Annotated in this window: 18 protein-coding genes; 8 read left to right on the top strand and 10 right to left on the bottom strand. The window is 48.1% G+C overall.

The genetic code is table 11. From position 1 onward, the window contains the following. Positions 1 to 102: 102 nt before the first annotated feature. The gene (uvrB, locus tag AABK39_RS14720; RefSeq protein WP_338392103.1) at positions 103 to 2,127 is read right to left on the bottom strand and encodes an excinuclease ABC subunit UvrB; all 2,025 of its coding nucleotides are present in this window, start codon (positions 2,125 to 2,127) and stop codon (positions 103 to 105) included. Between the two features lie 331 nt (positions 2,128 to 2,458). Here uvrB and AABK39_RS14725 point away from each other — a divergent pair, with 331 nt between their 5' ends. The 3 genes from AABK39_RS14725 to secDF all read left to right on the top strand — a co-directional run bounded on the left by AABK39_RS14725 (position 2,459) and on the right by secDF (position 7,610). After that, on the top strand, positions 2,459 to 3,148 hold the full coding sequence (locus AABK39_RS14725; RefSeq protein WP_338392104.1) for a Crp/Fnr family transcriptional regulator: 690 nt from the start codon (positions 2,459 to 2,461) through the stop codon (positions 3,146 to 3,148). Between the two features lie 953 nt (positions 3,149 to 4,101). Beyond that, the gene (locus AABK39_RS14730) at positions 4,102 to 4,491 is read left to right on the top strand and encodes a hypothetical protein (protein ID WP_338392105.1); all 390 of its coding nucleotides are present in this window, start codon (positions 4,102 to 4,104) and stop codon (positions 4,489 to 4,491) included. 116 nt (positions 4,492 to 4,607) lie between these two features. Continuing rightward, the gene (gene secDF / locus AABK39_RS14735) at positions 4,608 to 7,610 is read left to right on the top strand and encodes a protein translocase subunit SecDF (RefSeq protein ID WP_338392106.1); all 3,003 of its coding nucleotides are present in this window, start codon (positions 4,608 to 4,610) and stop codon (positions 7,608 to 7,610) included. 124 nt (positions 7,611 to 7,734) lie between these two features. Here the strand turns inward: secDF and AABK39_RS14740 are convergent, their stop codons facing one another. Then, the gene (locus AABK39_RS14740) at positions 7,735 to 7,893 is read right to left on the bottom strand and encodes a hypothetical protein (RefSeq protein ID WP_338392107.1); all 159 of its coding nucleotides are present in this window, start codon (positions 7,891 to 7,893) and stop codon (positions 7,735 to 7,737) included. A gap of 131 nt (positions 7,894 to 8,024) precedes the next feature. Beyond that, entirely contained in the window at positions 8,025 to 9,047 is a 1,023-nt protein-coding gene (locus AABK39_RS14745) for a threonine aldolase family protein (protein WP_338392108.1), read from the bottom strand. Between the two features lie 356 nt (positions 9,048 to 9,403). Between AABK39_RS14745 and AABK39_RS14750 the strand changes: the two genes are divergently transcribed. From AABK39_RS14750 to AABK39_RS14770, 5 genes are all read left to right on the top strand, one after another. Beyond that, a complete protein-coding gene (locus tag AABK39_RS14750) occupies positions 9,404 to 11,173 on the top strand; it encodes a chloride channel protein (protein WP_338392109.1) in 1,770 nt (589 codons plus the stop codon). 436 nt (positions 11,174 to 11,609) lie between these two features. Beyond that, entirely contained in the window at positions 11,610 to 12,200 is a 591-nt protein-coding gene (locus tag AABK39_RS14755; protein ID WP_338392110.1) for a porin family protein, read from the top strand. Between the two features lie 184 nt (positions 12,201 to 12,384). Beyond that, positions 12,385 to 12,990 (top strand): porin family protein, encoded by a 606-nt coding sequence (locus AABK39_RS14760; protein WP_338392111.1) that lies wholly within the window; start codon positions 12,385 to 12,387, stop codon positions 12,988 to 12,990. A 215-nt stretch (positions 12,991 to 13,205) separates the two neighbouring features. Continuing rightward, the gene (locus AABK39_RS14765; RefSeq protein WP_338392112.1) at positions 13,206 to 13,745 is read left to right on the top strand and encodes a hypothetical protein; all 540 of its coding nucleotides are present in this window, start codon (positions 13,206 to 13,208) and stop codon (positions 13,743 to 13,745) included. A 2-nt stretch (positions 13,746 to 13,747) separates the two neighbouring features. Further along, positions 13,748 to 14,335, top strand: coding sequence for a helix-turn-helix domain-containing protein (locus AABK39_RS14770; RefSeq protein WP_338392113.1), 588 nt, complete (start codon positions 13,748 to 13,750; stop codon positions 14,333 to 14,335). Between the two features lie 205 nt (positions 14,336 to 14,540). Here AABK39_RS14770 and AABK39_RS14775 read toward each other — a convergent pair whose 3' ends face one another. From AABK39_RS14775 to AABK39_RS14805, 7 genes are all read right to left on the bottom strand, one after another. Then, a complete protein-coding gene (locus AABK39_RS14775) occupies positions 14,541 to 14,987 on the bottom strand; it encodes a hypothetical protein (protein ID WP_338392114.1) in 447 nt (148 codons plus the stop codon). 143 nt (positions 14,988 to 15,130) lie between these two features. Continuing rightward, entirely contained in the window at positions 15,131 to 17,050 is a 1,920-nt protein-coding gene (locus AABK39_RS14780; RefSeq protein ID WP_338392115.1) for a discoidin domain-containing protein, read from the bottom strand. A 57-nt stretch (positions 17,051 to 17,107) separates the two neighbouring features. Further along, entirely contained in the window at positions 17,108 to 18,619 is a 1,512-nt protein-coding gene (locus tag AABK39_RS14785; protein WP_338392116.1) for a hypothetical protein, read from the bottom strand. A gap of 23 nt (positions 18,620 to 18,642) precedes the next feature. Continuing rightward, positions 18,643 to 20,241 (bottom strand): RagB/SusD family nutrient uptake outer membrane protein, encoded by a 1,599-nt coding sequence (locus tag AABK39_RS14790; RefSeq protein ID WP_338392117.1) that lies wholly within the window; start codon positions 20,239 to 20,241, stop codon positions 18,643 to 18,645. Between the two features lie 11 nt (positions 20,242 to 20,252). Next, a complete protein-coding gene (locus AABK39_RS14795) occupies positions 20,253 to 23,378 on the bottom strand; it encodes a SusC/RagA family TonB-linked outer membrane protein (protein ID WP_338392118.1) in 3,126 nt (1,041 codons plus the stop codon). Between the two features lie 71 nt (positions 23,379 to 23,449). Then, positions 23,450 to 24,883 (bottom strand): fasciclin domain-containing protein, encoded by a 1,434-nt coding sequence (locus AABK39_RS14800; protein WP_338392119.1) that lies wholly within the window; start codon positions 24,881 to 24,883, stop codon positions 23,450 to 23,452. Positions 24,884 to 24,890: 7 nt separating this feature from the next. Further along, complete coding sequence (locus AABK39_RS14805) at positions 24,891 to 26,396, bottom strand: fasciclin domain-containing protein (RefSeq protein WP_338392120.1); 1,506 nt, start codon at positions 26,394 to 26,396, stop codon at positions 24,891 to 24,893.

Below are 26,396 nucleotides of genomic sequence, written 5' to 3' on the forward strand. Positions count from 1 at the left end.
TAATAAAAATCTCAAAGGTTAATGATATCGCCCGAAGGCGAAGGTTAAATACGATTATACTCTTGACACGCAAGCCCGGACAAAGGTTGCCGGGGCTTTTGTTTATTGTTTCTTTTCCAGCAAAATCTTGAGTTCCGCAATCTCGTCGCGGTACTTGGCGGCCTGTATGAAGTCGAGGTCTTTGGCGGCGGCCTCCATCTTGCTCTGCGTTTCTTTGACCAGACGCTCGATATGGTCCTTGTCCATGGTCTTCACCACAGGGTCCGACACTACGGAAGCCACGTGCTCTTGCTCGTCGTAGTACTTCTGTTCCTTCTTGGCATCGGCCACAGAGGTCTGCTCCATAATGGCTTCCTTGGACTTGCGTACCGTCGTCGGCGTGATTCCGTGCTCCTCGTTATACTCGGCCTGAAGCGCCCGGCGCCTGTTCGTCTCGTCAATCGACACGCGCATAGAGTCCGTCATCTTGTCGGCGTACATGATCACCTCTCCGTTGGCGTTCCTCGCCGCCCGTCCGATGGTTTGTATCAAAGACTTTTGGTTACGGAGGAAGCCTTCTTTGTCAGCGTCGAGGATGGCGACCAAGGATACTTCGGGCAAGTCCAAACCTTCCCGCAACAGGTTTACGCCCACCAACACGTCAAATACGCCTAGTCTTAGCTCGCGCAATATTTCCACTCGCTCGATGGACTTGACCTCGGAGTGGATATAACGGCACTTGACGCCGGCTTTTTCCATAAACTTGGTCAGTTCCTCAGCCATACGCTTAGTCAGAGTAGTGACCAATACGCGTTCTTCCCGCTCTATTCGTAGCGAGACTTCGTGAAGCAAGTCGTCAATTTGGTTTAATGTAGGACGCACTTCCACCTTTGGATCCAGCAGGCCGGTAGGGCGAATGATCTGTTCCACCACCACTCCGTCGGATTTCATCAGCTCGTAATCGCTCGGCGTGGCGCTTACGAAGAGCACTTGGTTAAGCATTCCTTCGAATTCGTCGAACTTCAGAGGACGGTTATCCATTGCGGAAGGCAAGCGGAAGCCGTATTCCACAAGGTTAATCTTACGGGCACGGTCGCCTCCCCACATCGCCCGGACTTGTGGCATGGTTACGTGACTTTCGTCAACCATCAGCAAGAAGTCCTCTGGGAAGTAGTCTATCAGGCAGAAAGGCCTCATACCCGGCTTTCTTCTGTCGAAGTAACGCGAATAGTTCTCTATACCGGAGCAGTAACCCAGCTCGCGCATCATTTCCATGTCCATTTCCACACGTTCTTTGAGGCGTTCGGCGGCTTCGGGTTGTCCTTCTTTTTCGAAGAAAGCGATTTGTTTCACCAAGTCATCCTGTATCTCACGGATCGCTTGGACGGTAGTGTCTTTATCGGTGACGAAGAGATTGGCCGGAAATATCGACACGGTCTTTTCGTCAGATATCTTGCGCCCCGATTCAGGGTCTATGCGCTGGATAGTTTCGATCTCGTCACCCCAGAAAATAATCCTGTACGCAAAGTCGGCGTAAGCGACATGAATATCGACCGTGTCGCCTTTTACCCTGAAACTTCCCCGAGCAAATTCGGCTTCGGTTCTGTTGTAAAGGCTATCGACCAAATCAAACAGGAATTGGTTTCTAGGCCGATTATCCCCGACAGATATTTCGATTACGCCTTTGGCGAACTCTTCCGGATTTCCCAGACCGTAGATACACGACACCGAAGCGATGACAATCACATCGCGACGCCCGCTGAGCAAGGCCGAAGTGGTACTGAGCCGGAGCTTCTCGATCTCGTCATTAATCTGCAAGTCCTTCTCGATATACGTTCCCGTAGTCGGGATATAGGCTTCGGGTTGGTAATAATCGTAATAGGATACGAAGTACTCGACGGCGTTTTCGGGGAAGAATTGCTTAAACTCACCGTACAGTTGCGCCGCCAAGGTTTTGTTATGGCACAGCACCAACGTAGGCCTGTTCACCCTATTGACGATATTGGCCATGGTAAAGGTCTTGCCCGAACCTGTTACACCCAAAAGCGTTTGGGCTGGTTCGCCGGCATTCAAGCCCTCGACTAATGCTTCTATCGCCTGAGGTTGGTCTCCCGTAGGCTCAAATTCAGTGGTGAGTTTAAAATCCATATCAGTTCGGTTTCCGGAAATTCAGCTGAAGGGTCAAATATCGAACTTGGGGCCAAATTCGCAACAAAGGAACGCCTTATTTTAGGAAACGGGCCGGCAAGTGTTTTTTCCTTACCCGAACGCTCCACTCAAGACTAGTCAAGTATTTTTTTATAATTCTCCATATTTTCGCTGTATTCTGCCCAGTTCGGTTGAACGCTTCTTCATATCCGTTTTCCAAAATTGACTAATTTCACCGATATTTGGCACAAAACCCTCTTTTTGCCAATTATCTAACATCTGGCAAGCGGGAAAACATTAGTCCGTAAATCCGAAAGAAAAGGGAAACGCAATGGGAGACATCTGGTACTTTGATAACGCTGATTTATACGAGGTGTTGTGTCCTCACAAACTAAAAGAATTCGCCAAGAACCATTTCGAGGAATTCGGCAAAGGGGACTTTATTTATTTTAAGGAGGACCCTTCCACCACGATATACTTGGTGAGCAAAGGCAAGGTTCGCATTATCAATTACACCGACACGGGAGAGGAAATGGTGAAATCGGTACTGTCGAAAGGGGAGATATTCGGAGAGATGGCGCTTATGGGCGAAACGGAAAGGAAAGATTTCGCCGTTTGCGCCACTGGCAAGACATCGATTTGCCGTATCAATGTGGACGATCTCCAGCATTTGATGCGGAACCATAATAAGATAAACCTGAAGATATATAAAATCATAGGCCTTCGCCTGCGCAAAATCGAACGGAAACTGGAAGCCATGCTTTTCAAGGACGTGCGCTCAAGGCTTATCGACTTTCTCAGAGACTTGGTAGAGGAGCGTCTAGACGGCCCGATAACGCATCCGCCCGTGGAATTGGAGAACCATTTCACGCAAAAGGACATCGCCGACCTTATCGGCGCCCGCCGGGAAACGGTCACGGCTATGCTCAATTCCATGAAAGACGAGGGGCTTTTGGAGTACGGAAGAAAATCAATCGTAATCCGATGTCCGGAAATACTGAAAGTACCGGGAAAAGAGTAAGCGAAAAAGGGCGAGATTCGGCCATCTGCCATCCCTCGCCCTGACTGTAAAAACCTGCTCTGCCTATGTTTATTTTTTTTCATCTCACCCCCTCTCCGTCCCGCCTTGTGAAAAGGAAGTGGCGACAGGTTTGACTGACCTGCCGCCCGAGGACAGAATACCTACAAAACGTGAGTCGTAAAATGTAATCTTGACTGTTTTTATCGGAGAATTACTCACATTTTCGGCTATCCTCCTTCGCGTCGAAAGTAAATGTGTTGTGCATTTACACGGGCAAACAACAACGCTGGATTTCCCACCTTCGGCCAGGAATTAGATTCCCCGCCTATTATCTTTCTATATTTTTTTGAAAAGAAGAACAGCGGACCCTTTCGCAGCCACATTTACCCCTAGCGCGAAAAGATGGGTGACTCCGCCGTCCTCTTTCATGTATGCTCATAGTCCGTTTTTTCCGAATCACGGAAATACTGTGTGGCAACCGGCGTCAACTACATCAAGTACTGGTACACTTTAGCCTTACTCTCGATCGTAATTTTGACCTGCTTTTTAACAAGTGTTTGTACCGAATCATAGACACTTTCACAAACCGCAAGGCTGGCTGTCAAGATTCCTAAAACGAGAATGTGCTTTTTCATAGTACCCGTGGTTGTGTTTCCGATTACCTACAATGCAAAACACAAGAAATCCTCACCGAAAAGATGTAAGCCGGATTACATTGTTCGATTTGTCAAATACAACCCGCTGATTTTCTTTGTTTTTATAAAAAAAGTACCACGCTTTTTTTTGGCCTAAATTCAGGAAACTTGGATTCTAAAAATCTCAAAACCTATTCGCCCGTTTTTGCGTTAACATTCGGTTACGAACTCCAAACCAACCTCGCTTCCCGCCAAGCCCCTATTATATAGAACCCGAAAATTTGCCCAAGCGGGAAAAATCTTTACATTTGCGGTTGAATGAACAAGAAAATGGACATATCGAATCCGATCCGCACCCTGGCAATAGCTTTGGTGATGTGGCTCGCCTTTGCGGGCACGTGGACGGAAGCCTACCCAACGGGACAGGCCAATATGTCTGTTGTAGAGAAAACCAGCGCCCAAGATTCCGACGAAGAGGCGAACGAACGCAACGAAAGGTTGCCTGTCAGCGAGCAATGCTACCTGACCGTGGCCCAAACGCCGGTTCCCGTAGCGCAATTCACCGGAATTGATCCCGGTATTACGGTATTCTCGTTCGTTCCCGAAATCGTATTGCCTAGCACCAAATACGTGAGGGGCTGGATAAAATTCGCCGGAGGCTTTTTGGAAGTGCTTCTGGAGACCATAATATCCACCAACGCCCCCTAAATCACTTTTTTTGCGACTCCGGTACATCCCGGAATTCGCCGTCCGGCATTTTTACTTATACCGGAATACACCCTTTTGGATTTCGAAAACATTTATTCCATTTAAATTCATAGATCATGCGTAACAAAGGACTGGTTGTATCCTTGACCATCATCATTACGCTGCTTTGCATTTATTATCTTTCATTCACTTGGGCTTCACAGCGCGTGAAGAACGAGGCCACTCAGTACGCCACTGAGCAGAGCGGAAAGATCAACTACGGCAAACAGCAACAATATTTGGACTCGGTGTGGAAAGAGCCCGTGTTCAACCTTTTTGGAGCGGAATACACTTTGCAAGAAGTAAAAGAGACGGAACTTAGCCTCGGTCTTGACTTGCAAGGCGGTATGCACGTAACATTGGAAGTGTCTCCAAGTGCCATCATCGAGGGCTTGAGCGGATACTCAAAGGACGAAAACTTCAAGAAAGCCTTGGAACAGGCCCGCGAAGAGCAGAAGTCTAGCCAAAGCTCGTTCGTTAGCCTTTTTGTAGACGCTTACGAAGGTTTGGTTCCTAACGGAAATTTGGCTCCGTTCTTCGCCAACTCCAAGAACCGCGACAAAGTAAACGCCTCTTCCAGCAACCAAGAGGTTCAGAAATTCTTGGATACGGAAATGAACTTGGCCATCGACCGCGCCTTCAACATTCTCCGTACCCGCGTTGACCGTTTCGGTACTTCACAGCCAAACATCCAGAAACTGGAAGGCACTGGACGTATCCAGATCGAATTGCCGGGCGTAGACAACCCTGCCCGTGTGCGCAAGCTTTTGCAAGGTGTTGCCAACCTCCAGTTTTGGGTTGTTAGCACACCGGACAAGTACCAGTCGGCCGTTATGGCAATCAACCAAAAATTGGTTGACGAATTGCAAATGGCTTCAAAATCGACATTGGACGGCGACACAAGCGCGGTTGCTGGCGAAGTGGCTCCCGAAGACGAACTCGCCAGCTTGACCGGCGCAGACTCGACTTCAACCGATTCTACGAAAGTAGCCCAAGAGCTTGACTCAGCCTTGAACGCTCAAGCTTCTCCGCTTTTGAGCTTGCTGAAAAACGCCACTCCAGGCGCATTGGTTTACGATTTGAACGACACTTCGAAGATCAACCGTATCCTCAACCGTCCGGACGTAAAAGCGCTTATCCCAAGAGACATCAAATTCCTTTGGGAAGTTAAGCCGCAGAAACTTGACAACGGAGACGAGCTGATCTCGCTCTTCGCTCTGGAAGTTGGACGTAACGGACAGCCTGCCCTTTCAGGCGACGTGGTTAAAGGCGCAAACCAGCAGTTTGACCGCACTGGACACCCGGCCGTAGGCATGAGCATGACAGCTCCTGGCGCACGTAAGTGGAAGCGCTTGACTGGCCAGAACATCAACCGTCGCATCGCTATCGTACTTGACGATTACGTATACTCAGCGCCTAACGTGCAGTCTGAGATCCCTAACGGAAACTCGGAGATCACGGGTAACTTCACTTTGGAAGAAGCGAAAGACTTGGCGAACATTCTCCGTTCCGGATCCCTGCCGGCCCCTACCCGTATTGTGGAGGAAGCCATCGTAGGACCTACATTGGGTAAAGAAGCCCAGAACCAAGGTTTGACCTCGATCTTCGCCGGTTTGGCCGTTGTGGTTCTTTTCATGTTCGCTTACTACGCCAAAGGCGGTTTGGTAGCCAACATCGCTTTGGTGTTCAACATCTTCTTCATCCTCGGAGTATTGGCCAACTTGCAGGCCGCTTTGACCCTCCCAGGCATCGCCGGTATCGTACTTACGATCGGTATGTCGATTGACGCCAACGTACTTATATTTGAGCGTATCCGTGAGGAATTGCGTAACGGCCTGAGCCTGACCAACGCTATATCGAAAGGTTACAGCAAAGCCTTCAGCTCAATCTTTGACGCCAACGTGACTACGTTCCTCGTAGCCGCTATCCTTTACGTACTCGGCCTCGGCCCGGTAAAAGGTTTCGCCATCACGTTGATGATCGGTATCGCTACGTCGTTCTTCACGGCCGTATTCGTTACCCGTGTTATCATGTCTTGGATGACCAAAAAAGGCAACGCCAGCAATATGTCATTCGCTTTGCCATGGTCTAAAGACGTAATGGTAGGCGCTAACTTCGATTTCCTCGGAAAGCGTAAAATGGCTTACACGTTCTCAATTGCGTTTATTGCGTTGGGTATCGTAGCATTGGTGATCAAAGGAGGCCTGAACATGGGCGTGGACTTCAAAGGTGGACGTTCTTACGTTGTTCAGTTTGACCAGCCTGTTTCGGCGACTTCGCTGAAGACAAGCTTGATGGGATCGTTCAACAACGAAGGTACCGAAGTGAAGACTTTCGGCGCGAACAACACGCTGAAGATCACCACTACCTTCATGATCAACGACGACACCGACGCCGCTGACGAAACCGTAAAGAACGCTTTGGTAGCGGGACTCGAGAAAGCCACTAACGAGAAATTCGCCGGAGAAGGCGTAAACCCGAAAGCTGGCGAATTCTCAATCCAGAGCTCATCTAAAGTAGGCGCCACTATCGCCGACGACATCAAGACTTCGTCTTTGGAAGCCGGAGTTTTGGCCCTGATCGTTCTGTTCCTCTACATCTTGCTCCGTTTCCGCAAGTTGCAGTTCTCTGCCGGTGCGGTTGTAGCCTTGACTCACGACGTTCTGTTCGTAATCTCGGCATTCGCCATCGCCCGTCTCTTCGGTGTCGATTTCGAAATCGACCAAGTGTTCGTTGCCGCTATCCTGACTATCGTGGGTTACTCAATCAACGATACCGTGGTAGTGTTTGACCGTATCCGTGAGGAATTGGGCGCTACCGTTCGCAAAGTGAACCGTATCGAAGTGTTCAACCGCGCGATCAACAGCACTATCAGCCGTACGCTGATCACATCGTTGACTACGTTCATCGTGGTAATGATTCTTCTGATCTTTGGTGGCGAAGTTCTCCGTAGCTTCTCGTTCGCCATGGTTATCGGTGTACTGATCGGTACTTACTCTTCTATCTTCATCGCTACGCCTGTAGTTATCGACCTTACCAAAGACGAGGTTGAGCCGAAGAAAGAAACCGCAAAAAAATAAATGACACACTCCGCTTAGGAGCCTACCTATAAACAAAAACCGCTTCGTTTCCGAAGCGGTTTTTTATTTTCTATCCTAAACACAACTCAACTTTTCAGGCAATCTCTTTTTTAGAGATGCGACTTCAAAACGGAAATAGCCTTCCAGTTTCTTCCTTAACTTCTTTTTTCTGGGCTGAAATCGGTTCGGAGGCTTGGTCTTCCTTGATATTCCCGCAAGACTTTACGGCAAATATGGCCACAACCAGCCCGAATATCGCTATCGTAATACGGTTTGTCTTCATTCTAATAGAAAGAAATCAATAATTTTCTTCTCTATAAAAAGACAACAGAAGACCAGAAAAAGTTGTAACAATTTGAAAACCCGGACATTTACGTCAAAAATCCAACGAAGCGACCGGGCTTCCATTAACAATCAAAGGCTGATGGCCGACAATTTTTCAATCGTATGCTCCATCATTTGCTCTGTAATGTCGAGGTGGGTTACAAAACGTATCAGTTGCCCTCCGAAAGAAACCGCCTTCACACCTTCTTTCTCCAAACCCGACAAAAACGCCTTAGGATCCAGTGACTTTTTCAATTCGAAGATCACGATATTGGTCTCGGGTTCGATCACTTTCGAAACATACGCCAGGTTTGACAATACTTCGGCTAGACGCTTGGCCCTGGCATGGTCATCTCCCAACCTTTCGACGTGATTATCTAAGGCGTAGATCCCCGCAACGGCCAAAGATCCCGCTTGCCGCATGCCGCCACCCATCAGCTTTCTGATTCTTCGGGCATACTCAATAAATTCGGCGTCGCCCAACAATAATGAGCCTACCGGGGCCCCCAATCCTTTGGACAAGCAAATGGAAATGGAATCGAAGAGGTTGCCGTACATTTCGGGCGTCTCGCCTTTTGCCACCAAAGCGTTGAAAAGCCGGGCACCGTCGAGGTGGAACGCCAAACCGTTTTCATCGCACACTCGGCGTATTTTTTGCAACTCAGCAAAATCCCAGCAGGCGCCTCCGCCTTTGTTGGTCGTATTTTCCACGGCTACCAACGAGGTTCGCGGAGAGTGAATATCGTCCGGGCGGATGCTATTCGCCACGTCTTCGGCGGTAAATCTGCCACGGTCACCGTCCATAAGGCTGAGCGAACAACCGGAATGAAACGCGATACCTCCGCCCTCATAGTTGTAAACGTGGGACAAACGGTCGCAAATCACCTCGTCGGCCGGACGGGTATGCGCTTTGATGGCGATTTGGTTGGTCATCGTACCCGAAGGGCAAAAGACAGCGGCTTGCTTACCAAACATTTCCGCAACTTTTCGCTCAAGGGCATTGACGCCGGGGTCTTCCCCGAATACGTCGTCGCCGACCGGCGCAGCATTCATCGCCTCCAACATACCGCGTGTAGGTTTCGTTACGGTATCGCTTCTAAAATCCGCTATCATACGTATGGTTTTTTGGATGTTACAAAACAGAATCGGGCCTTTGGATCGTTTCAACAGAAGGCGCTGTCTGGCAAAGAAAATACATTTGACCCGAAAAAAGAGGTAAGATTATACGTGTTTGGAAGAGTAATGTTGCCAAAACATCGAAAATATGTCTTATGTCATATTAAATGGCCGGCCAAAACAACGATATTTGCTCCCGACCAATGTATTCGCCGGACCAACCCGGGCCCACACACGACCCTGGCATATTTAGCCCGACACCAACTGGAAAAATAGAAGGAAATACGCCCCTCCGTTAGCCGGTGCGTATCGCCTGATTAAATCATCAACCAACTCCTACGGGAGAAGCCACCATGCTTAAGAAGTTTCTTTTCTGGAGAGTCAAACACATTAACAACAAAAACTTTACGATGATCGTCAGCGGCATCGTAGGTCTGTTGGCGGGTTTGGCCGCGGTGCTTTTGAAAGAGACCGTCCACTTTGTGCACGCATTATTGGAGCCCGAATCAAACACGTTTTACGACAACCCCCTGCATATCGCTTATCCGATAATCGGTATACTGGCCACGGTGCTGTTATCGAGGTACGTGTTTAAAGAAAGAATCGGGCACGGCGTGTCGGACATTCTGTATTCCATTTCCCAGAAATCGTCCAAAATACCATCGCGCAAACAATGGACTTCGCTCGTTTACAGTGCCATCACCGTAGGGCTTGGCGGTTCGGTGGGTCTTGAGGCCCCGATTGTGGCCACGGGATCGGCCATAGGTTCGAACTTCGGGCGAATGACGCACTTGGACTATAACCGGCGAACACTCTTGATAGGTTGTGGTGCCGCGGGTGCCATCTCGGCGATTTTCTACTCGCCCATAGCCGGCGTTATCTTCGCTTTGGAATGTATTCTCGCCGAAGTTTCCGTCGCCACTTTTATCCCTTTACTGATTTCTTCAGTGGTCGGCGCTTTGGTTTCATTGGCCTTGCTGGGGTCGGACGTTTTGTTCTCCTTTAAGCTCCGCGACCCTTTTATGGCGTCTGACACTCCATATTATATCCTTCTCGGGATTTTGGCGGGATTTATAGCCCTGTACTTCACGAAGGTGACTTACTATGTGGAGCCGAAAATCAAGGAAATAAAAAATTACGCCTTGCGTGCCATCGTCGGCGGTTTGGCCCTGGGCTTGGTTATCTTCGTTTTCCCCTCGATATACGGCGAAGGTTACGAAGCCATCAAACTTATGCTTAACGGCAACGGGGTAGATATCTTCGGCCAACAGCATTACCTCTTTACGCCCGGCGAAAGCAACACCGTCTTTTTGCTCGGTGTGTTGGGCATTATTCTGCTCAAACCAGTCGCTACCTCCCTAACCATCGGAGCTGGCGGATGTGGCGGTGTGTTTGCGCCGTCTATGTTCTTGGGCGGTATCACGGGTTTTTTCTTGGCTTCGATTATCAACGTAGTCGCTGGCCAGCCTGTGGTAAGTGTTAGTAACTTTACCCTTGTGGGAATGTGCGGCGTGCTTACCGGCGTTCTTCACGCTCCGCTAACGGGCATCTTCCTTATCGCCGAGATTACGGGCGGTTACACACTGTTCTTGCCCTTAATGCTGGTGTCGGCCATCTCGTTTAGCACAATCTCTTATTTCGAAAAATACTCGCTCTACACCAAAAAGCTAATCCAGCGCGGACAGCTTTTCCAAGACGACGAGGATAGCGCAGTGTTGAACAAGATCATAATCGAGAAGATCATAGAAAAAGATCTGCTTGTCATTCGAGACGGAGCCACGCTGGCGGATTTGGTGGAACTGGTAAAAGTATCGAAACGGAATATTTTCCCCGTTCTGGATAGCGAGGAACATCTGCTCGGCATCATCACGCTTGACGATATCAGGGACAAGATGTTTGATGAGGAAAACCGGTGTAATTTGATCGTGAACACGATTATGCACAAACCACCGGCCACCGTAACGCCTGAAGAAGGCATGCGCGACGCCATGAACAAATTTCAGGCGACCGGAGCGTGGAACTTGCCGGTACTGAAAGACGGAAAATATTACGGATTTATTTCGAAATCGAGCTTGTTCAACGCTTACCGAAATAAGTTGAAGCGGAAAAAAATCATAGCGTAAACACGACAGAAATTTTACTGTAGCCGGCTAAAGAATATCTTATTCTTTAGCCGTTTTTTGTACTAGCCTCTTAAGTATCTTTTTCCAGCATGGAATCCCGCCTTCTTTCTTGACTTCAAACAAAAATTGAATCACTTTTTCTAAATCGACGAGTATCCCGAAATACGTAATAGCAATGAGAATAAATTACCCGACCTATATCTTGTTTTTTTTGTATTAAATAAATTTCAACATATTCAATAAGCTCCACTTACCTAAAACAGGACTAATAATGTAAATTAATTTTACAATCAATAGCCACAAAAAATAAAAACAGTCTTTTTAGTTTAAATTCATTCATAAATATGACTTTTCGATTTTTAATTCACGATCATCTTTCATAGGTTTGCGGTCATATTTTGATTTATTTATTTTTAAACCATTATTTTTATTCACTATGAAGAGATTGTGTAAAATTCTTCCGGTTTTGTTTTTCGCATTGTTAGCGACAGTGACTGTCAAAGCACAAGACGTTAACTTTGGTGTAAGAGGTAGTGCCAGCCTTGTAAATTTCTACGGTGATGACGCAGATGACGCTAAAACAAAAATGGGTTATCAACTTGGCGCCTTTGCAGAGTTTAAATTGTCTGATGCTTTTGCGATCCAACCCGAGCTCGTTTTCTCAAAAGAAGGATCTAAGGATGACAAAGCTGACCTTCCATGGAACTTGTCATACATTAATGTTCCTGTAATGGCCAAGGTCTACGTCACAGAAGGCTTAAACTTGCAGGCAGGTCCTCAAATTGGTTTCTTGGTAGGCGCTAATGTTGACGGAGAGTCAAAGTTGGGCGATGTAGAGGTTAAGGATTCATTTAAATCAACAAACTTCTCAATGAACATTGGCGCTGGATATGATATCACGGAAAAAATTGGTGTTGATCTTAGATACAACTTTGGTTTGACTAAGGTAGGTGAAGAACCTGAACAAGGGGATGCCGCAGATACGAAATCATCAAACATCCTTCTCGGAGTTTCTTTCAAATTCTAATTCCTGCTGAAACGCAAATATCGTATAACTTAGACGGGCTTTTTGCCCGTCTTTTTTATGGTCACCAAACATATTTCACAACACATTAGATGTATTTTTTCATATAAACATATTCTTCGATTTTATAAATTCGCAACACAGTTCAGGTATCCGTGTATTTTTCAACGAACATTTTTAAATCATCATGAAGAAACTGTATAAAGTTCTTCCCTTTGCATTTATCGTTTTCCTCTCCACAGTTTCCGCCAACGCCCAAGACCATATCTTCAGATTAAAGGGAGGGCCGAGCTTGGTTAACTTTATCGGTAATGACGCCAAAGACGCTTCGTCTAAAATAGGCTACCAATTGGGTATGCTAATCGAATTCAGGTTGACGGAAAATTTTTCTATCCAGCCCGAACTTGTTTATTCTAAAGAGGGGGCCAGATTTGATAAAGTTGATGAGGACATTAATCTATCGTACGCTAACCTTCCGGTAATCGGGAAATATTATGCCTCCAAAAACTTCAGTTTTCAGGCCGGTCCACAGCTGGGACTTTTGACCGGCGCCAATGTGAATGGAGAAAACGGAGACGGACAAATAAAAGTCGAAGACTATTTCTCAACCCTTAATCTCACGTTCAATATTGGAATGGGACTTAATATCACAGAAAAAATCGGCTTAGACCTAAGGTACAACCTCGGTATAACGAATGTCAGTGACGATTTGGAGACGACGTACCTTAAACTAAAAGGCGCAACCTTTAGGACCTCTAATCTTTTTCTTAGTTTGGCCTATACAATTGAGTAGAGCTTGAAAGACTATTTTTTCAAAAAAGAAATGGAGACGGGTCACGGCCCGTCTTTGTTATTTATACCATAGGAAACCTCAATTTTCTTTACCCACATTACTTCCGGCTTTTCAGTCAATCATTACAGCCACCTTGATTTCCATTGACTAAGCGTTTACATTTTGTTATCGATTCCTCTGAACTTTTTTGAAATGTAGACCGAAAATAATCCTCAATGCTCGATCCCGAAAAAATGCTTCCGCCTTCCTCTTATCCGGATATAGCCTCGAACCTGAAGGAATGCCAGAGTTTTCTGGACAGGAAAAATTCCGAGCTAAAACACCTTACCCTAAGGTTGATAAATCAAGAGAACCACGCAAAAGCCAAAGACACCCAAGCGGAAAAAATGATTAGTCGGTTAGAATCGATGAAAACCGAACATGATTCGTGTCTGCAACTGGCCGAAATGAGAAAAGAAACTGAGAACGTAAAGAAAAAACACGAAGCACAAGCCATGATAATAGATGCTGAAATGAAAATACTGAAGTTACGGATGTCCAAAACACCGAAAGTGGACGCGGTTATCCGCAATGAGGAGATCTATTGTCAGCGTGAAACGCTTAACGCAAAACGATTAGCCGTGGAGCTGTATATCGAAAACTACGTTATGTCAGGCGTTTTGGGTAGTGGCATCCTTAGTTTTCTTGACAAAACATACGCAGTAGGCGAAAAAACTAATCCATCCGACACTCCGAATATGCGTATACTCCGCTAAGCATGACCAACCTATACGCCCATAAAAAGCTGAGCCTGGAAGAGCGCCAAACCATAGCCCTGTTCTACCGGTCAGGCGCTTGGACCATACGCGCCACGGCCTTGACACTAAACCGGGCGCCTTCCACCATATCCAGAGAACTTAAGCGAAACAGCGCACCTGACGGAACCTATGACCCCTTCTTCGCACACCGCTTAGCTGAGGCCCGCACCCGCATTTCGGCTTGCGTAAAACGCCGAATCTACTTTCTAAATCATAAAATGCGCCGTCTGGATTATGTCCATACGACACCGCACACCCTCATCGCTTGGTATTCGGACACCCTTCTATACTATAGAATCAATCGACGGACTGCATACGGACCAATACGATTCAGACCGCTTTTTGATTTAGACCAAAAGCCTTTTCATTACCGGGAATTGCTGGAACTTGAAAAAATTCTCCGTCAGCACCAAGCCCTAAAACACCCTCCCGAAAATTACGAACAGCCTATAACCGAAGGCCATAATGATGATAATATCGGCGCTCCGGTAATACAGCTAATCCCCACTCCGTCAACACCACCCGACTCGCCGGATTGGTGCGCTTAACTATGCGCAAAAACCACGGCCGAAGCGACAAACATCAAAAATCCCCGACGGAAACGCTCCGACGGGGATTTTTTTTCGAAAAAAACTTACGTGCCTCAAAAAATTTGGAGACTAACTGACCTTGGTTCCCTTCCTATGTCGGTTATTCCCTTGCTGGAAGAAGTCTTCGAAGCCGTGTTGCGATTGCTCACGTGTACTACACCCTTTAAAGAATACCATTTAAAGGAGTATCTATAAAGTATAATGTCGCTTTCACACCATATACCTCAACCTCTATTGTAGGATACCATAATGCATTGTCTGAAATATCAACATAAAAGTAGCTATCAAATTCTGTTGGAGGAACATAGACACCATAAGCTCCTTGAACAGCAACTCTTGAAACTGAGCAATCTCCTGTATCAACCGCTATGGAAGTAACATTCTTTTGATCAAAATAATTTACCGTAACGACGCAATCAATTCCATTTAAAGTAAATGAATAATCCTTTGTCACTACATCGTCGATCGGAATTGAGACTTCGGACGAGTCAAAATTAAAGTCCAAATTTAGTGTAGTGTCATAATTATCCCAATAATCATCACTTTGACCAACTACAATATTAGACAATCCAAAAATCATTATCAAAAGCGAAAAAACAACCATTCTCATAACATTGATATTTAGAAGCTTATAGAATGCTGACCAAACCTTTGGGCCACCTTTAACGCATTTTTATAATTCTTCTTCACATACCAACCGCCACTAAAAAATGGCGCCAGCCGGGTAGCCAGCTGGCGCAGCTATACTAAAACCTATTTATAGCTCTTAAATTCAAATAATTGTAACTCAGCAATACAAGAAAAAGTATTATTAGGGTCCACTTTTCCCCGTCGCCAAAACTCTCTGATAACCATCTTAAAGTATCTTCCTGTTTTAAATTTTGTGAAATAGATATCCTTCGTGTCTTTAGTGTAAGCCTTTCTCCATACAAATACACCTACAGGTTCTCCCCAATTTTGTTCATCATCACTAACGTAAAACTCCGCTTCAGTCAGGTGATCTTTAAGGCTCGTACTATTTCTTGGGTAATATTTTATATAAGCCAACTTTTTAGCTTCTTTCATATCAATTACTACCTCATGAGGAAATGGTGGCGCACTTGATCCCCACACCGTATGCCAAAAATCATAACGACCATCATAAAGTCTTTTCGTCGGATAAGATGAGTGTTGAGGACCATATGAAGTGAACTTATCGGGATCTACAAACTCATCGTTATAGGATCCAGGCATAGTAACTTGGTCTGCATTCACAGAATAACCTTTACTTTTAAATGCCTCAAAAACTGCAACCTTATCATCTAAAGTATTTCCCCAAATCCATGTAAGATCATGTGGAGTGACTTTATACCCCGCAGGTAGAATCTCTTTCTTCTTCTCATGAAACTTCATCACTGCATCATCGCCATACTTTGCTCGTAACCCGTCAATAACCTCCAAGTATTTCCCCTCAGCAACCTCCTGCGGAAAAGCTTTCAACTCCTCTTCCGACATCGTAACGGGATCATAGGCCTGATAATCCGGATGGGCTTTCGCTTTTTCGATAATCGGCTTTACGAAGCGATCAACAGCGTTCGCTACGCCCATATTCTCGGCAACCATAGCGGACACATAAGTCGATAAACCAAGGCTGTCTAATGCCTCACCCGATGAGGCTCCGCTCCATTGGTGAAGAGCTTTTCCTAATTCAAAAGTCATCTGGTCGTTGTCAGCCGGGAAACCTCCGGCGTATGCCCCTACCAAGTATCCGTTTTCAAATTCCGACAAAGGATCTCCCGACGGCATAAGGCTTATATCCAAAGCGTCGGCGCCCTCGCCGTAGCCTGTCTGGGTCTGCAATTCGGTGAAGACCTCTCCTAAACGCTCTTTTGCGTCAGGGAGCAAATCCGCAATGTAAGAGGCTGACGAAAGGCTAAACTTTCCTTCCTCTAACTTACTGTCGAAAGCGACGGTGTTTTTAGGACTGAGGGATACGAACGCAGCACCTTTGTCCAAAGCGCCTTCGGCCATCGTTTTGAAGAAGGCTACGTTTTCGGCCTTACGGTTAGAGAAAATATCGATACCCGAGGCTATCACCACACTACGTTCCATCTGTTTTATAGCCACCACGGGCTTTCCTCCAGCCTCCGCCAGAATTTCCCAGTCACCTTCAAGTTTAAGGAAAAAGCCTCCGTTGGCCGGCGTAACGCTACCGCCCGCTTTCAGGCTCACGGCCCCTACCGGCCCTTGTTCGAATTCAAAATTGAATTTTTTGGTAAAAGCATTAAGGTTATCCAGCTGGTCTCCGTCATTCATGGCGTAAATGGCCACGCTTTTCTCTTTGGAATACCCGACAACCCTCGCCATATCGGCCTCGCTGTACGGACGGTTAAGCTCGGTATTCATATAAACGTTCCACAAGTTTGTGGCGCTCGGATCGGTGCGTTCCATCGCCGGAAGCGATATAGTCTGGTATTGGTTCTCCGCTTCCAAAAAGTCGGCGAAACCGTTGCCCGGCCCAAAAAGCGATGTGTTCCAGTATTGCGACACGTCGTTGAGAACGTGCAAAGGGGCCATATCGAATTTATCTTCGCCCGGAGGGATAAATTTTTCCTCGTCCTCATTGCAAGAGGCCAAGCCGGCTACCATGGCCAAAGCCATCAGCCAAGAAGATCTATGTGTAAAGATTTTCATTTTGTTTTCGTTCAATGTTGAAAAAGGGCCCGCCAAGCGCGGGCCTTAACAAAAAACTTAGGGAGCGCAACCGTTAGCGCCACGACCCCAGATCTCATCCTTTCCGTTGCCCGACTCATTGTTGGAGAAAGTATTTATCCCCAAGAAGATCGGACAGATATTGTATTGATTCAGAAACAGGGCACCACCTTCATTGGCGTAGTTACCGCTTACTTCCGAATCCTTAATCGTGATTTGCCTTTCGGTGTAAATGGCTCCTCCTTTGGATTTCGCATAGTTGTCGATAAACTTGCAGTTTTCGATGATTAACCCTTCCGTACCACTCATAAGCCGCAACACTCCACCATGATATTTTTCGGCCCGGTTGCCTTCAAACACACAATTGAAAAAGTAAGCGTGGGAGTTTTTTCCCTGAAAAACACCGCCGGCTTTTTCCGCTTTGTTGAATTTGAAGTTGCAATTCAGGAAATGCGGGCTACCCGGATTGGAATAAAGCACACCGCCGTCAACGCCTTTTCCGTTGGCGTATTGGAAGGTAAAGCCGTCGATTGTGGAGCGGTCGAGTTTACGCTCGTAACGGTTTGAGAATATCCGGAAACGGTTGCTTTGATCCGCTTCGGCCATCTCTTTTGTCCTTCCTATAATGGTCGGATGCTTCATCCAATCGCGTTGGCTACGTTCTTCTTCCGTTCCGTTAAAGCCTCCATAAAGGTCCCAACCACGCTGTACGGGGATATCCTTTTCGGCGTAAAGCCCTTCGGCCACCCAAATTTCGATTCCCTTTGGGGTGGTTTCCATCGCTGTCTTTACGCTCGTGAAGGCGTTTTCCCAGCTGGAACCGTCACCCGTACCTGTAGCGTCAATGTCTACGAAAGCCATTGGCTTGGTCTCAAAAAGAACCGTATCGCTTACGGCTGTTCCCAGCTCGTTCATAGCCACCAAAACGTAGGCGTACTCCACGCCGGGCTTAAGTTTATCGAAGACTCCAGTTACGGCTCCCTCTTCCGGTTCCACATCGAGGGTGCGTTCCTTGCCTACGGTCCCTTCTTCCCAAAGAGTGAACAGTACGCGGGCTTGCTCGCTGTTTCCGTCAGACAGGAAATCGCCGCTTACCTCCACCCAGTTGAATGAAACGTAACTTTGTTCGCCTGTCTTCGCCTGCGGTTTTTCCACCCCGGCGGCCACCGGAGTCTTTTTGCTCAGGATATCCCCTTCTTCTTTGGATATTTTGTCTTCGGCGAAGGCCGCATAAGCGTACGTCGTGTATGACTTAAGGTCGGTTACGGTAGCCGTAAAAGTCTTTTCCGAAGCATTGTACTCGGCCTCCACTTCTTTACGCGTTCCCAAGTTTCCCTGAACCCAGTAAGCGAATCCCACTTTTTCGATTTCCGTCTCTCCCAAATTCACTACTGTGCCTTTGAGTGTCATTCCGCCGTCCAAGTCACCGGCCACTTCGGTGACCACTTCCAAAAACTTGTCATCTTCCAGAATATCCTCTTCGCCACTGTCTTTGCACGATCCCGCAAAAACCAGCGTGGCCAAAACCATTAAATACAGATATTTTTTCATCGCTGTTTCTCTTTCGTCGGTTATCAAAGATCCAGAGTTTTTCTAGGCATTTCGTAACGCCAATTGTCCTTGTCTTTCAAAAGGTTTTTCACTGACTTATATTTTTCAGGATCAGTTTCCTTGAACTTTCTCGCTACGGTTTCGGCAAACCACGTCAGCCTGTTGGAGCGTGTAGCGAAACGTACCAGATCGTTCCAACGGCGTCCTTCGTAAGCGAACTCCAAAGCCCGCTCTTCCAGAATCGCCATTTCCACCAAGTCTTTTCGAGCGCTCATCTCCGGATAACGGTCCTGAATATTTTGCAGATTTACCCCCTTAAGGCCCACTCGCCCACGAACGCCCGCTGTTTTTGGCGAACCGTCAAGCTTTTCATTGATCACGTCCAATGCCTTGTCCGAATCCCCGGCCAAATTGATAGCCTCGGCATATAGCAAATGGAGATCCGCCGCGCGATAAATGCAGTAAACGGCGTCGTTCTGGTTTCTGGTAGGTGACTTGCCCAGCATATATTTGTAAACCAAAGTATCAATACCGATACGAGCATATGACTTATTAAGGCCTCTGGTAAAGTCTCCCGTAAATAAAACCCCCGAACTCCCATCTCTAGGCTGGGACTCCCAAGCTTGCACAGCCAATTCGGTCGGCTTCAGAACATAACTGTGGACCGGATTATTGGAAAAAAGCGACATCAGGCCATTGCGCTGATGCTGTGAGCGGGAAAACGGAATGGCTGTCAGGTGTTCGACCTTTGATACGTGATCTCCGATCGAAACCACTTCCCAAAATTTCCTCCAATCACTGCCCGAAGCCTCAGAGCATTTAAGGGTCAAATCATCTTTGCCGGTACCGCCACTAATGATAGCGTCGTAAAACAGCTCCGAAGCGCGCATATAGTTCCCCGATTCCAAGTAAAGCTCACCCAACAGCGCCTTTCGGCTAATGCGGGTCAGGCGCCAAGGCTGGCTTACTTCTTTCGGGTCTTTGTCTTTTTCCTTTTGGAAAACCCTCCAATCCGGCACGGGCTGTTCTATCGCCTCGTTCATTTCCTGGATCAGCCAGTTGACCATATCCACCATTCCGTAAACGGGGGGATCATAATCTCCGAAAGTTCCGTTCAGGCTTTCTTTCACCACCGGCACTTTGCGGTAAGTGCGGGCCAACTGTAGGTAAACCCAAGCCCGGAGCGTCTTCACTTCGGCTTCCAGGCCGTTGTACTGCAATTCGGTCATCTGCGGATCGGCTTTCGCCTTGGCCATATTATCCAGAATATCATTGCAGTTCAGAATGATATCATAATACGGGCGGGCATCGATATACGGGTTGTCCGCCGACACGTTATGCAATTCGATTTCCTCCAAAAAGGCATCGTAATTGCGGGTGGTCGTCATCAAATCCGCACGCAGATCGCCGAGCACTACCAGCTCCTCCACCAAATCCTGCAGACCGGCGTAGGCGCCTATAACTCCGCGACGCACTTGGTCAAGGTTTTGGTAATGATCGTCCCTGTCCTGGATCAAATCCTGCGAAGGTTCCAGAAACGAGGAGCAGGAAAACAAGAGGGCCGAGACCGCCACCATAAGGGCGGCCTTGGCTATTTTCAGTTTATGAAACACTGTTCTCATCGTAATAAAGCTTATATTCCCAACTTAACGCCCATCATCACCGAGCGGAGCTGTGGCAGGCGTCCGTAATCGACGCCGCGCTGCATCACGTCGTTGCTGTACGACACGTCGGGCGACTGTCCCAGATATTCCGTCAGGGTAAAAATATTCGAGGCCGAAACGTATGCCCTAAGGCTACGGATCAGTTTGTTCCGAATATCGAAATCGTACGAGACCGCCACGTTGCGCAGACGCAAGAACGATCCGTCCTCGATCCAACGGTCCGAGAAGCGGGCGTTTCCGGCCGGATCGCCAAAGCTGGCTTTCGGAATATCCGTTACTTGACCGTCCTCTTTCCAGCGACGCCCCACGGCCTCCGACTGGTTGGCGTAGCCTACCATCGATTCCAATGTCTTGCGCTTGTAGTTGAAGATTTCGTGGCCGTAAGCGTAGTCGAACACCAAGTTCAGGCTGAGCTTTTTGTAACGGGCGTTCGCCGTAAAGGCTCCGAAGAATTCAGGCAACGGACTTCCGATATCGGTTTTGTCCGATTCGTCGATTACGTTATCACCGTTCAGGTCCACGAAGGCCATATCGCCGGCTTTGAAAGGGCGGTCATGACGGTCGCGCAGGTTCAGGCGTTCGGCTTCTTGCGCCGTGGCGATTACGCCTGCGGTTTTGTATCCGTAGAACGTATTGATCGGGTCGCCTTCGCGAGAGATAATCTCACCACCCTCGATTTGGGTTTGCAGAAAACGGACACCATCAGCACCGAGGCTCGCGTTGTCGCCAAGTTCCACCACCTTGTTTTCGTTGGTGGCCACGCTGGCGCCAAGATCAAGGGAGAAGTCCTTGCCTCGATAAACGTCCACGTTCACGGCCAGCTCAAAACCGGTATTCTCCAAAGAACCCGAGTTGCTGAGCAATAGGTTGGTACCGTAAAAAGTGTCGAGTTGCTGGGCTGTGATCAGGTCTTCCGTAGTCGTTTTGTAATAATCGGCGGTAATACGCACACGATTGTCGAACAACGTAAAGTCTACACCCAAATCCAGTTGCTTGCTGACTTCCCATTTCAAATCCGTATTGGGAATACCGCCGCGCACCAAGCCGGAAATATTGAAATACGGACGGGCTACGTAATAGAAACCTGACGAATAGTACCCGATATCATCGTTGCCCGTAAAGCCGTAACTGGCCCTGATTTTGAAATCGTCCAGCCATTTGGCGGAAGCCAAAAACGGTTCGGCTGACACTCTCCAAGCCGCCGAAGCGAAGGGGAAATAGGCCATGCGGTTGCTTTTGGTAAAGCGGGAACTGATATCCATATTCACGCCGGCGTCCAGATAATATTTATCGAGGTAAGAGTATTTGGCCCGGCCGTAGAAGGAAGCCATATTCCAATTGCCGTTTTCGGGCTTAAGCTGACGGTAGTTACCGTCTCCCCTACCGATTACCGTAAACTTATCGGACGGCGAGTTGATATCCGTAGCCAGTTCCTCTTCCAGTCTGTTGGTCCGGATTCTTGTGCCCGCCTGTACGCCTACGTTATGCCTGTTGGCGATTGTTTTGGCATAGCGCAAGCGGGCCTCTCCCAAAATCGAGTAGAATTGTTTTTGGGAATTCTGCATTACGCTTTTGGCTTGGCCTTCCAACTGCGGAACACCGCCTGTACGTGGCACGAACGACCCTTCGTCAAGGTTGAAAAGATCAGCAGTCAAGTCTACGTCCAAGTCCAAATCTTCGTAAATCCGTTGCGTGGCTTTCAATCCAGCTCGCACGCGGAAGTTTTCGTGAAGACCTACGCCGTTGTCAACCAAGGACACCGGATTACTCATTCCGAAACCGCCCACTTCGTCATAAAAAGGAAGCTCGATTCCCTTTTCGCTTCGCTTGTAAACGCCCATCAAAGGCGACTTGAGCGTGGCGCTAAAAGTTGGGTTTGTCGTTCCGTTCAGTCCTTCGGGCCGGATGTTGGCCGTCACTTTCGAAAGCGACACCTGCGGACGAACCACCAAGCTTTTCAACATCTGAATCCGGGCGTTCATCCGAAAATCGAAGGACTCGTAATCGGTGTTTTCGACTACATCTTCGTTTTTATTATATCCTACTGAAAGGTTATAAGAAGCGATATTATCACCGCCCTCGATATTGGCGGAATAGGCGCTCATCATTCCGTTGCGATACACCAAGTCTTGCCAATCCGTGTCTTGGCCGTAACGGTAACGGTCTTCGCCTTCCGCTTTTTCCACCAAATAAGGAAATTCGTTTTCCACTTGGGAATAGGAAAGACCACTGCCCAAGGCTTGCTCCAAAGCGAAGGAACGGAACCCCTTAGCGTCCAAAACCGGTACGGTACGGGGAGCCTGAATCCAGCCCAAATTGGCGCTAAAATCTACCCGGGTCTTTTTTACGTTACTCTCTGAAGTGTAGACGTAAATCACGCCGTTTGAAGCGAGCGAGCCGTAGATGCCGGCCATTCCATCTTTCACCACGGTCACTTGCTCCACGTCGCGGAGTCTGATATTCGCCAGCGGATTGTAAGTATAACCCTCCACGGCGGAAAGGCCTCCGGTATTGGTTTCGTAAATTACGCCGTCCAAAACGATCAGGGGCTTGGCTGTCGTTGACATTCCCGAAGTTCCCCGGATAGTCATCATACCGCCAGTCGCCGAAGCGCCGGAATGCGATTCGACCAACATGCCAGGCACCATACCTTGCAAAGCCTTGTCGAGGCTCAAGTATCCGCGCTCGCGGATCTGGTCACCGGTAAGCGTAACCGACGAGCCGGACAGGTCACGTCTTAGCTGCGAGCCAGCCTCGGTTTTCACCGTCTGCTCTCCCTTTGCGGGACGATCCACGCCCACAAGGCTGATATTTACTTCAGAGCACCCGTGGAGAAAAACACGCCTTGTCCTATAATCCGCAAAAGCGAATTCCAAAGCCACTTCGTCTTTTGACGAAATGGGCAAACTGAAGCGTCCGTCGGTATCCGTAAAGTCAGACACCCCTTTGCTTCCGACCAAGTTGACCACCACCCCTTCCAAAGGCGCTCCGCCGTAAGCGTCCTTCACGACGCCGGAAACGGTCTGTTGCGCCCGGGCCGATATGCCGGACAGCGTCAAGGCCAAAAAGAATATATGAATTAAAAATTGTCTCATTTCTGAAATGATTAATCGTTGTTAAACCGTTGCGACGATGAAAAACTCCGGCGCAACGGACGTCCCTAACGCTACTCTTGTACCGGCATAAAAACCATATTGCCGATCGCCATCTTGTACTTGCCCTCATCGTCAGGCACGTTCACCTCAAAGCGGACGGTCTTTTCGCCAAACGTCCCGAATTTTATATCAGGAAAAAACACGAGCGTTCCGTCTTCCGCGGGGTTATAGTGCGTAGTGACTTCTTTGCCGTCCACATAGACAATCGCCTGTGTACTCTCCGGCCCCCAGCCTTTTACCGACAGGGAATAGAATCCCGCCATCAGTTCAGGAATCCGGTATTCGAACCAGAAAGGCTTTTCGGAAACGAATGTTCCGAAGAAATCGCCGCCAAATTTGTCCCGTCCGAATTCCACTTCCTCATCGCCGGAATCGAAGTACAGGTGTTCGTCAAGCGATCCGTCCTCAATGATACTGCGCCCCATCAGGGGAGAGGAAAGGAAATCCACATCCGTAAGCTCATGTACAAAACCGTTGCTCAGCTTTTTGCCCGGACGGTCCAGCCATTCTTGGGTAATGAGGATCTTCCGGCCTGTAGTAGTAGTGAGCGTATCACCCAAAACCAGAGTCTCGGTATCTTCCGCAATCAGGCTTGAGCGAAGAATTTGCGTCAGCACTTTTTCCACATTTTCTTCATCTTTCAAAAATTCAGGAAGATTGGAAGCTTCTCCATAATAGCGCTTTACCATTCTGTCGAATGTGGCTTCGAGCATTTTATCCGAATACAAAAGACTGCCGTATTTACGATCCTCGTCATTGATATCGCCCACGTTTCTGAGGAAGATATAATCGAGCATGAAGGCCGAATCGTAAACGGTACGGCCAAGCTCGTCCACACCCAGAGGAAAGCTGTTTTTGATGTCGAAAAGTAAGCTGTCGTCCAGCACCATTTCCTTGTAGGCTTCATAGCCTTCGGTCTGCGCCCAAACGTTTTGGAAAATATTTCGTTGCGGCAACAACGGCGCGTCCAACGTATACACTACACCGTTTGAGCAATGGACCGGCTTGGCGCCAAGACGCACCGTACGGTCAAAGCCCAAGCTTCCGCCTTTTTTGCTTGCCCAAATGTTCTTTCCGTCATAAAGCGACTTTACCCAAAGGTCTTCGTCGCCTTCCAGCATATAATCGTACAAAAGAGAGTTCCCGATATGATACGACACGATTTTGGCCATCGAGTCCGCCGGAACCGATAAGCCTTCAAGGCTTCCCTTCGGCGGAAGAAAAAGCGTCACGGGACGCACGCCGGAAATGCTGTCCATATAACCGTGCGTCTTTACCAATTCGGCAAACTGGGCGTATTCGGCATTGGAGGCCAAGTATTCGCCTACTGTTTTGTCCACCGAATCGCCTTCTTTCGTGTAATGGTCCTCGAAGTCACTACACGCCGCCAGTCCCAACAAAACGGCGAAGAGCAACCCTGATCCTATCTGCTTAAAAATTTTCATCGCTCTTTTAGTTTACCGGTTTGAAGACGAACACATCCAGCGCCAAACGGCCTCCCGTAAAGGATTCCAGTCTGATCACGTGCGGTTCGTTCTTATCGAATTCGTATTCGCCCAAAACGAAAGACCCGGCTCTCGGAGGCATTACGTTCTTGCAAAGCACGTCGTCCATGTACACCTTGTAGCTTCCTTCCGATCTTGTGTCGCCCACACGAAGGCTAACCTCGTATTTTCCTTTCAGGATCGGTTTGGTCTCAAACTCGAACCAACCGGACGACGACGAGTAACAGATAAAGTTGTCGGACTCATGCAGGCCACCAATATGGGTGTAGTAGCGATAAGCGAACTTGTCGTAACCTTCGCCTCGCCAACGCTCCACATCCTTTACCCAAAAGCGGTATTCCTTGTACTTGGCGTCCCAGCGGTATTCGTCCAGCTCGGGTACGGCGCCCATATCGTCGTAAACCGTAGCCGGCGCCAGCTCTTTGATGGTGAGCACGTCTTCCAGCGCATGGATCACCGCGTTTTTCGACTGATAATCGAGGCGGCCCAAGTCCAGGCGGTTCGATTCTTCGGGAATCACTTCCTCGAAAATGTCGTATTCGGGATTCACGAACACTTGGCTTAGCTCCTGACTCTTGTCCAGCCTTACCATGGTTCCGCCGGCGGTCAGGATAATGTCCGAAGCCAAACGGTTCGAGTATTTTTTGCCCGAAATAATATGGTGCCTCACGAATCTGTGGAGTTCATTTGTTCTGGAAGTGTAATCCGTTCCGGCTCCCAAGAACTCAACCAGACCGGCGAAGTCCTTAACGCCTTTTTTGGCGAAAGCCTGATCGGTTTCGGCGTAAACGGTATAGCGGACTTTTTTACCCTCGGGTGTAGTCATCAGGTCCAGCGTATCCACCAAACCCGCTTTCTCAACGGCTTCGGCGAAAATCCCGAACTCTCCGATATCCACCAACGTTCCGTGGACTCCTTGTCCGATAGGTTCCACCGGCTTGTCCAGAATATGCACCACACCGTTTGAGCATTCGATATCGCGGTTCACGATTTTCGATTTCTGGTTAACAAGCATATTGCTGAATCCTCCGGCGCCGAACATTACGGTGAGGTAGTTGCCGTTCATGGTGGTGTCGCCCATCGGGCCTTGGTTCAGCGTGTAACTGAAATAGTCAGTCATCACGATGTTACTTTTCACCAAAAGGTTAACCTCGGCTTTTTCCATGCTCTCCAAAGAACGGTTGCCCAAAAAGGACTGTACGCCCTCGTTTTCGCAAATCAGAAACGTGTACGAGCCGCGGGCGTTTACCATTCCGTAATAATCCGAGGCCTCGATCACCTTGAGCCATTCTTCGAAACGGCCTTCCGGGTCGTTTTCCATAAACTGGATGGCCGTCTGGAGATTGTCGTCGGTGAAGACGGCGTCTTTGTCCACCTCGTCGCAGGCGCCGAAAGCCAGCACCAGCAACAATGCTCCCAGTTTTGCCAATCTGTTCAGGATTATATTTTTCAT

It is taken from the genome of Fulvitalea axinellae, from assembly GCF_036492835.1.
Taxonomy (GTDB): domain Bacteria; phylum Bacteroidota; class Bacteroidia; order Cytophagales; family Cyclobacteriaceae; genus Fulvitalea; species Fulvitalea axinellae.

Bases quoted from the DNA above. Each gene is read 5' to 3' on its own strand.
- AABK39_RS14770 (WP_338392113.1), top strand. From the start codon at position 13,748: ATGACCAACCTATACGCCCATAAAAAGCTGAGCCTGGAAGAGCGCCAA.
- uvrB (WP_338392103.1), bottom strand. From the start codon at position 2,127: ATGGATTTTAAACTCACCACTGAATTTGAGCCTACGGGAGACCAACCT.
- AABK39_RS14760 (WP_338392111.1), top strand. From the start codon at position 12,385: ATGAAGAAACTGTATAAAGTTCTTCCCTTTGCATTTATCGTTTTCCTC.
- AABK39_RS14730 (WP_338392105.1), top strand. From the start codon at position 4,102: ATGAACAAGAAAATGGACATATCGAATCCGATCCGCACCCTGGCAATA.
- AABK39_RS14765 (WP_338392112.1), top strand. From the start codon at position 13,206: ATGCTCGATCCCGAAAAAATGCTTCCGCCTTCCTCTTATCCGGATATA.
- AABK39_RS14780 (WP_338392115.1), bottom strand. From the start codon at position 17,050: ATGAAAATCTTTACACATAGATCTTCTTGGCTGATGGCTTTGGCCATG.
- AABK39_RS14790 (WP_338392117.1), bottom strand. From the start codon at position 20,241: ATGAGAACAGTGTTTCATAAACTGAAAATAGCCAAGGCCGCCCTTATG.
- AABK39_RS14795 (WP_338392118.1), bottom strand. From the start codon at position 23,378: ATGAGACAATTTTTAATTCATATATTCTTTTTGGCCTTGACGCTGTCC.
- AABK39_RS14800 (WP_338392119.1), bottom strand. From the start codon at position 24,883: ATGAAAATTTTTAAGCAGATAGGATCAGGGTTGCTCTTCGCCGTTTTG.
- AABK39_RS14745 (WP_338392108.1), bottom strand. From the start codon at position 9,047: ATGATAGCGGATTTTAGAAGCGATACCGTAACGAAACCTACACGCGGT.
- AABK39_RS14755 (WP_338392110.1), top strand. From the start codon at position 11,610: ATGAAGAGATTGTGTAAAATTCTTCCGGTTTTGTTTTTCGCATTGTTA.
- AABK39_RS14725 (WP_338392104.1), top strand. From the start codon at position 2,459: ATGGGAGACATCTGGTACTTTGATAACGCTGATTTATACGAGGTGTTG.
- AABK39_RS14740 (WP_338392107.1), bottom strand. From the start codon at position 7,893: ATGAAGACAAACCGTATTACGATAGCGATATTCGGGCTGGTTGTGGCC.
- AABK39_RS14785 (WP_338392116.1), bottom strand. From the start codon at position 18,619: ATGAAAAAATATCTGTATTTAATGGTTTTGGCCACGCTGGTTTTTGCG.
- AABK39_RS14775 (WP_338392114.1), bottom strand. From the start codon at position 14,987: ATGAGAATGGTTGTTTTTTCGCTTTTGATAATGATTTTTGGATTGTCT.
- AABK39_RS14750 (WP_338392109.1), top strand. From the start codon at position 9,404: ATGCTTAAGAAGTTTCTTTTCTGGAGAGTCAAACACATTAACAACAAA.
- AABK39_RS14805 (WP_338392120.1), bottom strand. From the start codon at position 26,396: ATGAAAAATATAATCCTGAACAGATTGGCAAAACTGGGAGCATTGTTG.
- secDF (WP_338392106.1), top strand. From the start codon at position 4,608: ATGCGTAACAAAGGACTGGTTGTATCCTTGACCATCATCATTACGCTG.